The following is a 14462-nucleotide window of genomic DNA, read 5'->3' as shown; positions in this document are numbered from 1 at the left end:
ACGCCACGCATACGAAAAGAGGTTATAAAGGATGAGTCAACGCAAATATTTTGGAACAGATGGAATTCGGGGAAAAGTTGGATCAGTCAATATTAATCCAGAATTTATATTAAAACTTGGATGGGCTGTTGGGCGTGTGCTTGCTAATGGTCAGCGTAAAAAAGTTATTATTGGCAAAGACACGAGAGTTTCTGGTTATATGTTGGAGTCTGCTCTGGAGGCTGGCTTATCGGCTGCTGGAGTGGATGTCAGATTATTGGGTCCTATGCCCACCCCCGCTGTTGCTTACCTTACCCAGACATTGCGTGCTAATGCAGGTATTGTAATCAGTGCGTCGCACAATTTATTCGAAGATAATGGTATTAAATTTTTTTCAGCGGATGGCAGCAAGTTGCCGGACCATATCGAACTGGCTATTGAAGCTGAGATTGAAAAAAATCTGCAGATCGTTTCATCCGCCAGTTTAGGTAAGGCTGCTCGTGTCGATGATGCTCCAGGACGTTATATTGAATTTTGCAAATCCACGATTCCCTCGTTGACTCGTCTTTCAGGGTTAAAAATTGTGGTTGATTGTGCTCATGGTGCTACTTATCACATAGCTCCGAATGTATTTAGTGAATTAGGTGCTGAAGTGGTTGCCATTGGTGATAAACCAGACGGATTTAATATTAATCAGGCTTGTGGTTCAACATCTCCTGAGCTTTTGCAACAAAAAGTCATTGAAGTTGGCGCCGATGTTGGTATTGCATTGGACGGCGATGGTGATCGTGTCATCCTGGTGGATGCTGCTGGTCATTTAATCAATGGTGACCAAATTATTTATATTATCGCTAAAGACAGAAAGCAGAAAGGATTGTTACAAGGCGGAGTGGTTGGAACCTTAATGAGTAATTATGGTCTAGAGAAAGCCATGGGCCAAATGAGTATTCCTTTCTTGCGTGCGCAGGTTGGAGACCGGTATGTGCTCGAAACGCTTAAAGAAAGGGATTGGAAAATTGGCGGAGAGTCTTCCGGGCATGTGGTTTGTCTTGATAAAACAACCACAGGAGATGGTATTGTTGCTGCCTTACAAGTATTAAATGTGATGATCAAACAGGAAAAATCGCTACAACAATTAAGTGAAGGGATTCAGTTATTACCCCAAACTTTAATTAACTTACAGACCAAAAATGCTGCCAAGCTTGTTAATAACTCACAAGTGAAAGAAGCGGTAAAGACGCTTAGTGATGAATTAAAAGGGGAGGGGCGGGTGTTATTAAGACCTTCCGGTACAGAACCCATGTTACGTGTTATGGTTGAAGGGGCAGATGCACAAGTGGTTCAAAGGCAGGCGCAGCAATTAAGTGATGAAATTAGCGGTATTGAACATCGGTTATTAAATGATAAGGCCGTTGTTTGAGGCTATCAGTCCTGGTTGGGTCAGATGATAGGGATACTATGAGAAAAAAATACATCATGGGCAACTGGAAAATGAATGGCCGTTTCCTGCAAGTGCAACGTTTATTACAAGACTTGCTGAAATGCATGCCTGAAGAAAGTGGCGCGCATTGTGTGGTATTTCCTCCCGCCATCTATTTATCATTGGCACGCGAATTACTGTTTAAGAGTACAATAAGTTTAGGCGCTCAAAATGTATATCCTAAAGATTTTGGGGCCTATACCGGAGAATTGTCAGCGCCCATGTTGGCTGACTACGATTGTCGATATGTATTAGTTGGCCATTCTGAACGCCGGCATTTGTTTCATGAAAATGAAAATTTTGTAGCAGAAAAATTCCACCATGTGAAAGTTCATGATATGATACCTGTTCTTTGCGTTGGGGAAACGCTTAAGGAACGTCAGCAAGGATTGACGGAAGAAGTTTTGCATCGCCAGCTGCATGCCGTTGCCAAGCTTGGCAATGATTGGATGCAAAATTGTATTATTGCTTATGAGCCTGTTTGGGCGATAGGTACGGGGCAAACCGCAACACCCGAGCAGGCTCAACAGGCGCATGCTTTTATACGTGCCCAAGTGGCTGCGTTTGACGAAAAATATGCTCAGAAGCTGTCTATTTTGTATGGTGGCAGCGTTAATGAAAAGAATGCGCAAGCACTTTTTGCGATGCCTGATGTGGATGGTGGTTTAGTTGGCGGAGCATCTTTAAATGCGCAGCAGTTTGTGGAAATAGTAAAATGTATCAATTAGTATTACTGATTCATGTGTTGGTTGCCATAGCCATAATTGGTCTGGTATTAATTCAGCACGGAAAAGGTGCGGATATTGGAGCGTCATTTGGTTCAGGCGCATCAAATACTGTATTTGGAAGCCAAGGCACAGGAGGCTTCCTTTTTAAATTGACCGGTGGTCTGGCTTTGGCATTCTTTGTTACCAGTGTGTCTTTATCGTCTATGGTAGCTACGCAGTATCAACAAGCTGGACAGCAAGCTATTCCTCAGCAATCAACTGTACCGGGCAGCAAAGTTCCTGTGCCAATTGATGGTGAAAAACAATAAAAATTGCCGAAGTGGTGGAATTGGTAGACACGCCGTCTTGAGGGGGCGGTGGCGAAAGCCGTGCCGGTTCGAGTCCGGCCTTCGGCACCATAGTACGAGCAATACGACATGATGCTATCTGAATACTTACCTGTTCTTGTTTTTATCGTCATAGGCCTAGGCTTGGGATTGATTATGCTAGGGGCAGGGTCTCTGCTGTCTAAGCATCATCCTGATTCTGAAAAAAATTCGCCATATGAGTGCGGGTTTAGTGCCTTTGAAACGTCAAGAATTCCTTTCGATGTACGTTATTACCTGGTTGCCATTTTATTTATCATATTTGACTTGGAAACGGCATTTTTTTTCCCCTGGGCGCTCGCATTACGTAAAATCGGTTGGTTTGGTTTTTCCGCAATGATGATCTTTCTTGGCTTGTTGGTCATCGGATTTATTTATGAGTGGAAACGGGGGGCACTGGAATGGGAGTAAAGTCTGAGCCGGCATTGCAAAAAGATGGTTACACGACAACCACAATAGAAAAATTGGTTGGCTGGGCTCGAAGTGGTTCTATGTGGCCTATGACCTTCGGTCTTGCTTGCTGTGCCGTTGAAATGATGCACGTTGGTGCGGCTCGCTATGATTTAGATCGGTTTGGTATTATTTTTCGTCCTAGTCCGCGGCAATCGGATGTTATGATTGTTGCCGGAACATTATGCAATAAAATGGCGCCCGCGCTTCGTAAAGTCTATGATCAAATGCCTGAGCCTCGTTGGGTTATTTCCATGGGGTCTTGTGCAAATGGCGGTGGCTATTATCATTATTCGTATTCCGTCGTTCGCGGCTGCGATCGCATTGTTCCCGTAGACGTGTATGTCCCGGGATGTCCGCCCACCGCTGAGGCGCTGCTTTATGGGATTATTCAATTGCAGAATAAAATTAGAAAAAAAGCAATTATTGAAGCCTGAGGATCACAGTCGTTTAATTATTAATTCTCAGTTTTGCAAAGAATCTTGGGCGTCAATCAAATACAGTAAGGGCTGATTGGCATCGAGCGTATCAAGGTATGAACACATGACAAAACATGTTCTTTTAGCTGAACTTTTGCAGACAAAGCTGACAAGCGTTTATTCATCCATTGACATTGCACATGGTGAAGTCACCCTTGTGTGTGAGGCCATGATGATTAAGAGGCTTTTACAGCAATTACGTGATGATCATGCATTTGGATTTGATCAACTGATCGACGTCTGTGCTGTTGATTATTTATTGTATGGTAAATATGATTGGGAAACCGAGCCTGCCACAGAGCGTGGATTTTCCCGCGGTGTTGAACCTCAGGAATCTAAGGCTTACACATGGGACAACCCCCGTTTTGCTGTCGTGTATCATTTGTTATCGATCGTACATAATCAGCGGTTGCGAGTTAAGGTTTTTCTTGAAGAAAACCACCTTATTATTCCTTCTGTTCATGATATCTGGAAATCTGCCAACTGGTTTGAGCGTGAGGCATATGATTTATATGGTATTTTATTTGATGGTCATCCGGACCTTAGACGTATTTTAACGGATTATGGTTTTGTTGGTCACCCGTTCCGTAAGGATTTTCCGCTTAGTGGTCAGGTTGAAATGCGTTATGATGCTCAATTACAAAAAGTAATTTATGAGCCAGTTGATATTGAACCTCGCGTGTTGGTTCCAAAAGTCATTCGACATGACAACCGTTACTATAATATTCAGGAGGGTGAACAATGATAGAACTTCAACACTATACCCTCAATTTTGGTCCTCAACATCCTGCAGCGCATGGTGTGTTGCGTCTGGTTATGGAGTTGGATGGTGAAACCATTCTTCGTGCCGATCCCCATATTGGTTTGCTTCACCGTGCCACAGAAAAGTTGGCTGAAACGAAACCTTATCTACAAAGTATTGGTTACATGGACCGTCTAGACTACGTGTCTATGATGTGTAATGAACATGCCTATGTGCGCGCATTGGAAAAATTACTTGGGGTAGAAGTGCCTTTGCGAGCGAAATACATTCGTACCATGTTTGATGAAGTGACTCGAATTCTTAACCACTTACTATGGCTGGGGGCAACTGCGCTTGATATTGGTGCAATGACCGTATTTTTATATTGTTTTCGTGAACGTGAAGATTTATTCGATTGCTATGAGGCTGTTTCTGGGGCGCGTATGCATGCAACTTATTATCGTCCCGGCGGCGTGGCTCGTGATTTGCCGGATAGCATGCCAAAATACAAACCATCCAGATGGCATAACGAGCGTGAAGTCGAGAAAATGAATAAAAATCGAGAAGGTAGTTTACTCGATTTTTTATGGGCATTTACGGAACGTTTTCCCCGTTGTGTTGATGAATATGAGACTTTATTGACGGATAACCGTATTTGGAAACAACGGACGGTTGATATTGGCGTTGTTTCACCAGAGCAGGCATTGCAATGGGGATTTAGTGGGCCAATGCTTCGGGCTTCGGGTGTGGCTTGGGATCTGCGAAAAAAACAACCCTACGCTGCATATGACAAGGTGGATTTTGATATTCCGGTAGGAAAAACTGGGGATTGTTACGATCGTTACTTGGTTCGGGTAGAGGAAATGCGTCAATCCAATCATATCATAAGACAATGCATAGAATGGTTACGTAACAACCCTGGTCCTGTAAAGTTAGATGACCATAAAATTACGCCGCCTAGCCGTCGAACGATGAAACACGACATGGAAGCACTCATCCATCATTTTAAATTATTTACAGAAGGCTTTTGTCTGCCGCCTGGAGAAGTTTACAGCGCTGTTGAAGCACCGAAGGGTGAATTTGGTATTTATTTGGTGTCAGATGGTGCAAATAAACCCTATCGTCTAAAAATCCGAGCGCCGGGGTTTGCACATTTGTCGAGCTATGATGAAATGGTTCGAGGCCACATGTTGGCTGATGGTGTGGCAATCCTGGCTAGTCAGGATATTGTATTTGGCGAAATTGATAGGTAATTTGCCTTAATCAGGATTCACTAGGGCAGTAGCCAGTTGTGTTTGGTGAACGAAAAAACGTAGATAGGTAGAAAATATGTCTGATAATTCAGCGAAATTGCTTCGCCAGTTAATAAGTCCTGAACGTATGCAGGATATTGAACATTGGATCTCCAAATATCCTTCGGATCAAAGGCAATCTGCCGTTATGGCGGCTTTGAGAATAGTGCAAGAAGAGCATGGGTTTTTAACACAGGAACTTATGGATGCTATTGCTGATTATCTTGATATGCCTGCTGTTGCGGTCTATGAAGCTTCAACATTTTATACCATGTATGAGCATAAACCTGCGGGACGTCATTTAATTAATGTTTGTACGAATATTTCCTGCCAATTATGCGATTCAGCCAGTGTGGTTAAACATCTGGAGAAACAATTGGGTGTTAAACTAGGTGAAACAACCTCTGATGGGCGTTTTACTTTAAGAGCTGTTGAATGTCTGGGGGCTTGTGTTAATGCGCCAATGATGCAAGTCAATAAGGATTATCATGAACAATTGACTCCTGAAAAAATTGATGTTGTTTTGGAGCAATATCAATGAGTAAGCGAACAATTCTTAGCTATTCCGCGAATCTTGAAGTGAGCGGTTTTTTCTATCATCAACAAATTTGTGACGGCTATAAGGGTGATTTCCATGGTTGAAATGAATCAAGTCTGTTACCGCACGTTTCATTTACCTAAGCCGTGGACGCTTGAATCCTACTTAAGCGTCGGCGGGTACAGCGCTCTGCGCAGAATTTTTCAAGAACAAACACCGCCGCAGCAAATTATCGAAGAATTAAAAACATCCGCATTACGTGGTAGGGGTGGAGCAGGTTTCCCCACCGGATTAAAGTGGAGTTTTATGAATCGTAATGCTCCTGGGCAGAAGTACGTCGTATGTAATTCGGATGAAGGTGAGCCAGGTACCTGCAAAGATCGTGATATTTTGCGCTACAATCCACATCAACTGATAGAAGGCATGGCTATAGCTGGATATACCATGGGAGTGACGGTCGGATACAATTACATTCGTGGGGAATTTTGGGAACCATTCGAGCGAATGGAAGCTGCCTTGAAAGAAGCTTATCAAGCGGGTTATTTGGGCAAAAATATTTTAGGGTCAGGCGTGGATTTTGATTTGTATAATCACTTGGGCGCCGGTGCATATATTTGTGGTGAAGAAACGGCATTACTCAATTCTCTTGAAGGCAAAAGAGGAATGCCAAGATTCAAACCTCCATTTCCAGCCAATTATGGCTTGTATGGTAAACCCACCACGATTAATAATACTGAAACTTTTGCTTCAGTTCCTGTGATCATGGAAAAAGGTGGCGAGTGGTTTTTAAAACTGGGCAAACCAAATAATGGGGGCAGCAAATGCTTTAGCGTAAGCGGGCATGTGAATAAACCCGCAAATGTTGAAATTCCTCTTGGTACGCCTTTCAAAACATTGCTTGAATTAGCAGGAGGCATGCGTCATGGTAATCGTCTTAAGGCGGTTATTCCAGGAGGGACGTCCATGCCGGTATTACCAGGTGATGTCATGATGTCTTTAGACATGGATTATGATAGTTTGCAGAAAGCAGGCTCGGGACTTGGTTCTGGAGCAGTTATTATTATGGATGAAACGACTTGCATGGTTGATGCGCTTTATCGTATTTCTGAATTCTATATGGATGAATCTTGTGGCCAATGTACACCTTGTCGGGAAGGTACCGGCTGGATGGTGCGTTTATTACATCGTATTAAAGAAGGTCATGGCGAGCCAGGAGATATAGAAAAATTGGTGAATGTGGCTAATAACATTGAGGGACGTACGATTTGTGCGTTGGGCGAAGCAGCGGCTTGGCCTGTGCAAAGTTTTATTAAACACTTTTATCATGAGTTTGATTATTTTATTAAACATAAAAAATCCAGCGTTGTCGCTTCCGAGTCATTGCAACAAGCTGCAAGTTAGCATTAGCAGTACAATGTTTTTAATAAGAAAATGAAGTGATCCGCCCTTGGAATAAAGATTAGTCAGAAAGGTTTACTATGGCCACCATTGAAATTGACGGAAAAACGTTAGAAGCAGAAAATGGCAAAATGATCATTGAAGTTGCTGATGAGGCAGGAATTTATATTCCTCGGTTCTGCTATCATAAAAAATTATCGGTCGCCGCAAATTGCCGCATGTGTTTGGTCGAAGTTGAAAATGGCCGAAAACCAGTACCGGCTTGTGCAACACCTATTACTAATGGCATGAAAGTGTTTACAAAGTCGGAAGGGACTATTCGCTCTCAACAGGCTGTGATGGAGTTTTTGCTTATTAATCACCCGCTTGATTGTCCTATTTGCGATCAAGGAGGAGAATGTGAGCTGCAGGATATCTCTATGGGGTTCGGGCATGATTCTTCCGACTATGAAGAAAGTAAGCGTGCCGTAGCGGATGAAAATCTCGGGCCGCTCATCGCGACAGAAATGACTCGCTGTATTCATTGTACGCGATGCGTTCGCTTTGGCGATGAGATCGCAGGTCTTCGCGAACTCGGTGCAACTGGTCGTGGTGAACATATGGAAATTGGGACTTATGTCAAGCATAGTATGGTGTCGGAAGTCTCAGGAAATGTCATAGATTTATGTCCAGTTGGCGCTTTGACATCGAAGCCTTATCGTTTTACTGCACGAGCCTGGGAACTGATGCAGCATGATAGTCTGGCTCCGCACGATTGCCTTGGATCTAATGTGTTTTTGCATGTGCGTCGTAATCAGTTGATGAGAGCAGTGCCCAAGGAAAATGAAACCATTAATGAAACATGGCTGTCTGATCGCGATCGTTTCAGTTATCTTGGTTTAAACAGTAAGGATCGAGCTGGTAATCCTATGATTAAACGAGATGGACAATGGGAAACCGTTGATTGGGAAACGGCACTGAAATTTACTGCTGAAGGCATGAGCCGAATCATCAAACAACATGGTCCTGAGCAATTGGCCGTCTTTGCTTCCCCTTCTTCAACATTAGAAGAGTTTTATCTATTGCAAAAACTCATGCGTGAACTTGGTGTTCAGAACCTTGACCATCGGTTGCAACAAACTGATTTTCGTGATCAAGAAGGGCAAAAAGTTATGCCACTTGGTTCAATTTCTTATGCAGAACTTGAAAGTCAGGCAAATATTTTATTGGTTGGTTGCAATATTGATCGAGAAGTTCCTCTTGCTGGCGTTCGTACACGCAAAGCATTTCGTAATGGGGCAAAAATATATGCTATCAATCCTGTGGATTATGACTATCGATTTGATCTCACAAAGAAAATAGTAGTAACACCCCAGGAAATGCTCATACAATTGGCTTGTCTTGTTCGAGCAATGGTTGAGCATGTCGATGGATTGCCAGAGGAGGTACAAAAATTATTAATTGGGCTGGAGCCTGACGAAAGAATTTGTGCTATGGCAGCTGCTTTAAGGGAGCCAAAAGCAGTGATAGTCACCGGGGCAATCTTTGAAAATCATCCGCATGCATCCTTGCTGCGTACTTTAATTTTTTGCTAGAGACCTTAAGCGGGGTTCGGCATATCCGGCTGACGGTTGGAGCAAATAGTGCTGGAGGATGGTTAGCCGGCATGCTACCTCATCGAACGGCTGCCGGGAAAACGGTTGAATTAGCTGGTATGGATGTGCAGACTGCTCTGGATGCCAAATTAAAAGGTTATTTTCTTATGGGAGTGGAGCCCGGATACGATTTTACCAATCCTTATCGTACAAGACAGTCGATGCTGGCTGCTGAATTCGTTGTTGTTTTATCAGCCTATCAAAATGAATCTATTCAGGATTATGCTGATGTTATCCTTCCTATGGCTCCTTATGCGGAAACGTCCGGCACCTACATTAATGTTGATGGAGTATGGCAAACCGTTAAAGGCGCATTAGCTCCGCACGGAGAGGCGCGCCCGGCATGGAAAATATTGCGAGTACTGGCCAATCTTTTGCAATGCAGCGAGTTTGAATATGTGTCTTCTCAAGAAGTATTGGATGAAATAAAAATCAAAACGGATATGATGGCTGAACGTAAGTACGAACCATATTATCCCGTCTCCTTGCCTGAGCATGATCAACATGGCCTGGTTCGTGTGGGAGAGTGGCCTCTTTATCGATGTGATTCTATTGTCCGCCATGCCACTGAATTACAAGAATGTGCTGCAGCAGAGTCTGCTTGCATTCGAATTCATTCCAGCACAGCGAATCGACTTAAATTAGATGAGACAGCTACTGTATCTCAAGGAGATATTGAGATAACATTGCCGCTGAAACGTGACGACCGCATGGCCCCGGATGTCGTATGGGTAGCAAATGCAATGCCAGAGACTGTAGATCTCGGCCATGCGTTTGCTGCAATAAATATTAAGCGCTAGACAGGTAAGAACATGCTACAAGACATTGGTATATTGCTATGGATCATAATTAAAATTCTGGTCATTGTTGTACCGCTTCTTTTAAGCGTTGCTTACCTAACGTATGCTGAACGTAAGGTCATTGGCTACATCCAGGTGCGTATTGGTCCTAATCGGGTGGGATTTCGCGGCTTGCTGCAGCCTTTCGCTGATTTAATAAAACTCATTCATAAAGAAATTATTATTCCGACGCGTTCCAATAAATACCTTTTTGTCATTGCTCCTTTGTTTTCTTTGGCACCCGCTTTGGCCGGATGGGCTGTTATACCGTTTCAGGAAGGGGTAGTGCTGGCAAATATCAATGCCGGGGTATTGTATCTGTTTGCCATGAGTTCATTAGGTGTGTACGGTGTACTTATTGCCGGATGGGCGTCAAATTCAAAATATGCTATGCTTGGTGCCTTAAGAAGCGCTGCGCAAACGGTTTCTTATGAAATTGCCATGGGATTTGCTTTTGTTGGTGTTCTGATAGCCGCTGGCAGCATGAATATTACTGACATTGTTCTTTCTCAACGCGGAGGTTTTTGGCATTGGTGGTTTCTGCCTTTATTGCCTCTCTTTTTCGCGTTTTGGATAGCAGGAATTGCCGAGACAAATCGGGCTCCTTTTGATTTAGCCGAAGGTGAATCTGAAATTGTTGCAGGGTTTCACGTGGAGTATTCAGCCATTGGCTTCGCGTTATTTTTCCTAGCGGAATACGCCAGTATGATTTTAATTTCTACCGTTATCACCTTGCTTTTTCTTGGTGGTTGGTTATCTCCTTTTGAAAATATACCTGTTCTTAGCGACATTTTTTTCTTTGTCCCTGGAATTGTTTGGTTGCTTCTCAAGATTAGTTTTTTCCTGTTTGTATATTTATGGGTGCGCGCAACATTTCCCAGATATCGTTACGATCAACTCATGCGTTTGGGTTGGAAGGTATTGATTCCTGTGACAATTGTCTGGGTCATTGTTACAGCGCTGATGGCTGTAGCGCAAGTAAAACCATGGTTTTGACGAATCATTAAAGAGCCGTCCAATGAAGAAATCTTATCAATACATAAAGCATTACCTACGCAGTTTCACCCTGTATGAATTATTCACGGGATTAAAGCTAACGGTTAAGTATTTTTTCAAGAAAAAATGTACCGTGCAATTTCCTGAAGAAGCAACGCCGCTGTCGCCGCGTTTTCGGGGCTTGCTGGCGTTAAGGCGATATCCCAATGGGGAAGAACGTTGCATTGCCTGCAAGTTATGTGAAGCGGTGTGCCCTGCGTTGGCGATTACGATTGAAGCAGAACCACGTCAGGATGGTTCACGCCGTACCACGCGTTATGATATTGACATGTTTAAATGCATTAATTGTGGTTTGTGTGAAGAATCTTGTCCTGTGGATTCAATTGTTGTTACACCGATTCATCATTACCATATCAGTGAACGCGGACAAAATATAATGACTAAGGAAAAATTATTGGCTGTAGGGGATTTGATGGAAAAGAAACTGGCCGCCGACCGTGCTGCTGATGAAAAATACCGTTAACGGAGTGCACCATGCATGGTTTATTACCACAAGTAATTTTTTATATTTTTGCTGCATTAGCGGTGTTATCTGCGCTGATGGTTGTTACTCAGAATAACCCAGTACGTTGCATACTTTTTTTAGTTCTTACTTTTTTTGCAAGCAGCGTACTTTGGATTCTGGCGCAAGCTGAATTTTTGGCACTTATTTTGGTTCTCGTCTATGTTGGAGCAGTCATGACCCTCTTTTTGTTTGTGGTCATGATGCTTAATATTGACACGGAATCCATACGCTCGCATTTTATGCGTTATTTGCCATTTGGATTGATAATCGTTGCGTTATTAACTGGGTTACTGCTTGTCGCTGTTCCTTCCGATGCATTTAAATCAGGCGTTGAAATTTCTGTGGAGGCCCAGCAAGTTGTTGAAGAAAGCCTTGTGCCTGAAGGCGTACCAATGGTTAAAGCGCCATCAAACACGGAAAGCTTGGGATTAGTGCTCTATACCGATTATGTTTTAGCGTTTGAGCTTGCAGCAGCCATCTTGTTGGTTGCTATTATTGCTGCAATTACTCTGGTTCATCGTGGTCCAAGGCGCTCGAAGCAGCAAGACATTGTGCGTCAGCTTATGACTCGTCGGGATGAGCGAGTGAAATTGGTAAGAATGAAACCAGAGAATTAGAGCCTTTTTAATACAAGACAGATTTTGATAAATCTTGAGGAATAACGCATGATACCTGTTATGCATTACCTGATTTTGAGTGCAATATTGTTTGGTTTGAGTCTTATGGGCATCATTCTGAACCGTAAAAACATTATTATATTGTTGGTATGTATTGAATTAATGTTGCTTGCTGTGAACACTAATTTTGTTGCATTCTCTCACTATTATGGTGGAAATGTTGGTGAGGTATTTGTCTTTTTTATCCTGACAGTCGCTGCAGCAGAAGCGGCAATTGGCTTGGCCATTGTTATGTTGCTCTATAGAAATCGTGGCAACATTGACGTGCGTATGATGAATCATTTAAAAGGGTAAGTTCGTGACTATTTTACAATGTTGTCTGATTATTGTGCTAGCACCTTTGGTTGGCTGTGTAACAGCAGGGTTTTTCCGTAATCAAATTGGCCGGGCTGGGGCTCATGCGGTTACCATCGCGCTGGTTGCCTTATCGTTTTTTCTTTCTTTATACGTTGCTTTCCAGATTTTATCAGGAAATGCTGCGCCAATAGACATGAATTTATATACTTGGGCAAATGGTGGTGAGCTTTTCCCTTATGCGTTTCATATTGGTTTTTTGATTGACCCGCTGACTGTAGTGATGCTGGTTATTGTGACCTTTGTGTCTACCCTGGTGCATATCTACAGTATTGGCTATATGGCGGATGATGATGGTTACCAACGTTTTTTTAGTTATATTTCATTTTTTACCTTCATGATGTTGATGTTGGTAACGGCCAATAATTTTCTGCAATTATTCTTTGGTTGGGAAGGTGTGGGCTTAGTTTCTTATCTGCTTATCGGATTTTATTACAAAAAAGAATCGGCGTTACAAGGTAGTCTGAAAGCTTTTCTGGTTAATCGCGTAGGTGATTTTGGTTTTCTACTGGGTATCGCATTGATTTTGGCTTATGCAGGTACGTTGGATTATGGAACGATATTTAAAAATGCACCTGCTTTAACGAACGAAACAATAACGTTATTTTCTGGATATGAATGGTCTTTAATCACTGTTATTTGTTTGCTCCTTTTTGTGGGGGCCATGGGAAAATCTGCACAGATTCCTTTACATGTTTGGCTTCCAGAATCCATGGAAGGTCCTACGCCAATATCTGCGCTTATTCACGCGGCTACCATGGTCACTGCCGGCGTATTCATGATTGCTCGCATTTCGCCATTGATTGAATATTCTGAGACTGCTTTAAGTGTGGTATTGGTGATTGGTGCAACAGGGGCTCTGTTTACCGGGATACTGGGCATTGTCATGAATGATATCAAACGAGTCATTGCCTACTCTACGCTTTCACAATTGGGCTATATGATAGCGGCCATGGGCGCTTCAGCGTTTAATGCGGGCATTTTCCATTTATTGACTCATGCTTGCTTCAAGGCCTTGTTGTTCCTGGCTGCAGGTTCAGTCATCATTGGCATGCATCATGAGCAAGATATGCGTAAAATGGGTGGTTTATGGCGTAAAATGCCAATTACCTACATCACATTTTTAATTGGCGGACTTGCATTGTGTGCAGTTCCACCGTTTGCAGGATTTTATTCCAAAGACTCCATCATTGAAGCAGCTCAACTGTCGCAAATTCCTGGAAGTTCTTATGCTTATTTCTGTTTGGCGGTCGGTGCGCTGGTTACGGCCTTATATACTTTCCGTGCATTTTTCATGACATTTCATGGAACGCCAAGAATGGACGAACATACCTTTGAACATGTGCATGAGTCTCCATGGGTGGTCTGGTTTCCACTGGTCATGCTAGCCATTCCATCCGTTGTCCTTGGATATGTTTTGTATATGCCGATTTTGTTTGATAAACCCACCTTGTTAGGGCAATCCATTTTTGTATTGCCGCAACATAACGTGCTAGCCGAAATGGCAAAAGAAGTTATCTCTCCATGGGAAACCATGCTGCATGCTGTTAATTCCATTGTATTTTGGTTTGCATTAGCCGGAATTTTAATTACATGGGTATGTTATATTGCTTTGCCTTCCTTACCAGGAATATTGGCTCGGCGCTTCTCATGGATTTACCGTATCTTAATGAATAAGTACGGCTTTGATTTATTTAATGACCTTGTATTTGTCCGTGGTTCAAATAAGGTAGGAAAATTATTTTATCGTGTAGGTGATCGAAAAATGATAGACGGTTTTGTGGTTAATGGAACCGCACGGACCATCCGCTGGTTTGCTGTCAAAAGCCGAGCTATCCAAAGCGGATATCTATATCATTACATTACCGTGATGGTATTTGGATTAATGGTTTTTCTTTGCTGGTTATTACTGGGTTAAGTTGTGTTTGAACCAACATGCAATCAAA

16 protein-coding genes and 1 tRNA gene are annotated in these 14462 nt (G+C 42.8%); all 17 read left to right on the top strand.

Annotation, left to right across the window (positions count from 1 at the left end; genetic code table 11):
• Positions 1-31 precede the first annotated feature (31 nt).
• The 17 genes from glmM (at position 32) to nuoL (ending at position 14434) form a co-directional block, all read left to right on the top strand.
• The gene (glmM, locus tag LOA_RS12230) at positions 32-1399 is read left to right on the top strand and encodes a phosphoglucosamine mutase (protein WP_025386585.1); all 1368 of its coding nucleotides are present in this window, start codon (positions 32-34) and stop codon (positions 1397-1399) included.
• A 38-nt stretch (positions 1400-1437) separates the two neighbouring features.
• Positions 1438-2187 carry a triose-phosphate isomerase gene (gene tpiA / locus LOA_RS12225; RefSeq protein ID WP_025386584.1) on the top strand — a complete coding sequence of 250 codons (750 nt, stop codon included), beginning with the start codon at positions 1438-1440 and terminating at the stop codon, positions 2185-2187.
• Positions 2175-2495, top strand: a complete 321-nt coding sequence (gene secG, locus LOA_RS12220; protein ID WP_025386583.1) for a preprotein translocase subunit SecG — start codon at positions 2175-2177, stop codon at positions 2493-2495. The genes tpiA and secG overlap by 13 nt, the downstream gene beginning before the upstream one ends.
• A gap of 5 nt (positions 2496-2500) precedes the next feature.
• A tRNA-Leu gene (locus tag LOA_RS12215) sits at positions 2501-2585 on the top strand.
• Positions 2586-2606: 21 nt separating this feature from the next.
• Positions 2607-2963 (top strand): NADH-quinone oxidoreductase subunit A, encoded by a 357-nt coding sequence (ndhC, locus tag LOA_RS12210; protein ID WP_025386582.1) that lies wholly within the window; start codon positions 2607-2609, stop codon positions 2961-2963.
• The gene (locus LOA_RS12205; RefSeq protein WP_035895731.1) at positions 2954-3439 is read left to right on the top strand and encodes a NuoB/complex I 20 kDa subunit family protein; all 486 of its coding nucleotides are present in this window, start codon (positions 2954-2956) and stop codon (positions 3437-3439) included. The genes ndhC and LOA_RS12205 overlap by 10 nt, the downstream gene beginning before the upstream one ends.
• Before the next feature lie 106 nt (positions 3440-3545).
• A complete protein-coding gene (locus LOA_RS12200; protein WP_025386580.1) occupies positions 3546-4226 on the top strand; it encodes an NADH-quinone oxidoreductase subunit C in 681 nt (226 codons plus the stop codon).
• On the top strand, positions 4223-5476 hold the full coding sequence (locus LOA_RS12195) for an NADH-quinone oxidoreductase subunit D (protein WP_025386579.1): 1254 nt from the start codon (positions 4223-4225) through the stop codon (positions 5474-5476). The genes LOA_RS12200 and LOA_RS12195 overlap by 4 nt, the downstream gene beginning before the upstream one ends.
• A gap of 76 nt (positions 5477-5552) precedes the next feature.
• Entirely contained in the window at positions 5553-6056 is a 504-nt protein-coding gene (gene nuoE / locus LOA_RS12190) for an NADH-quinone oxidoreductase subunit NuoE (protein WP_025386578.1), read from the top strand.
• 93 nt (positions 6057-6149) lie between these two features.
• Positions 6150-7454 carry an NADH-quinone oxidoreductase subunit NuoF gene (gene nuoF, locus LOA_RS12185; protein WP_025386577.1) on the top strand — a complete coding sequence of 435 codons (1305 nt, stop codon included), beginning with the start codon at positions 6150-6152 and terminating at the stop codon, positions 7452-7454.
• Positions 7455-7531: 77 nt separating this feature from the next.
• Complete coding sequence (gene nuoG, locus LOA_RS15610; RefSeq protein ID WP_238551259.1) at positions 7532-9025, top strand: NADH-quinone oxidoreductase subunit NuoG; 1494 nt, start codon at positions 7532-7534, stop codon at positions 9023-9025.
• The gene (locus tag LOA_RS15605) at positions 9019-9885 is read left to right on the top strand and encodes a molybdopterin-dependent oxidoreductase (protein ID WP_238551258.1); all 867 of its coding nucleotides are present in this window, start codon (positions 9019-9021) and stop codon (positions 9883-9885) included. Before nuoG ends, LOA_RS15605 begins: the two co-directional genes overlap by 7 nt.
• A gap of 12 nt (positions 9886-9897) precedes the next feature.
• A complete protein-coding gene (gene nuoH / locus LOA_RS12175) occupies positions 9898-10920 on the top strand; it encodes an NADH-quinone oxidoreductase subunit NuoH (protein WP_025386576.1) in 1023 nt (340 codons plus the stop codon).
• Positions 10921-10942: 22 nt separating this feature from the next.
• Positions 10943-11443: an NADH-quinone oxidoreductase subunit NuoI gene (nuoI, locus tag LOA_RS12170; RefSeq protein WP_025386575.1), complete on the top strand. Its 501-nt coding sequence runs from the start codon at positions 10943-10945 to the stop codon at positions 11441-11443.
• An 11-nt stretch (positions 11444-11454) separates the two neighbouring features.
• The gene (locus LOA_RS12165; protein ID WP_025386574.1) at positions 11455-12102 is read left to right on the top strand and encodes an NADH-quinone oxidoreductase subunit J; all 648 of its coding nucleotides are present in this window, start codon (positions 11455-11457) and stop codon (positions 12100-12102) included.
• 48 nt (positions 12103-12150) lie between these two features.
• Positions 12151-12456, top strand: a complete 306-nt coding sequence (gene nuoK / locus LOA_RS12160; protein ID WP_025386573.1) for an NADH-quinone oxidoreductase subunit NuoK — start codon at positions 12151-12153, stop codon at positions 12454-12456.
• A 4-nt stretch (positions 12457-12460) separates the two neighbouring features.
• Positions 12461-14434: an NADH-quinone oxidoreductase subunit L gene (nuoL, locus tag LOA_RS12155; RefSeq protein ID WP_025386572.1), complete on the top strand. Its 1974-nt coding sequence runs from the start codon at positions 12461-12463 to the stop codon at positions 14432-14434.
• The last annotated feature ends 28 nt before the right edge of the window (positions 14435-14462 follow it).

Source organism: Legionella oakridgensis ATCC 33761 = DSM 21215 (assembly GCF_000512355.1).
In the GTDB taxonomy this organism is placed as follows: Bacteria; Pseudomonadota; Gammaproteobacteria; order Legionellales; family Legionellaceae; genus Legionella_A; species Legionella_A oakridgensis.
The sequence above is the reverse complement of the archived record's forward strand: the minus strand, read 5'-3'. Positions and strand labels throughout refer to the sequence as shown.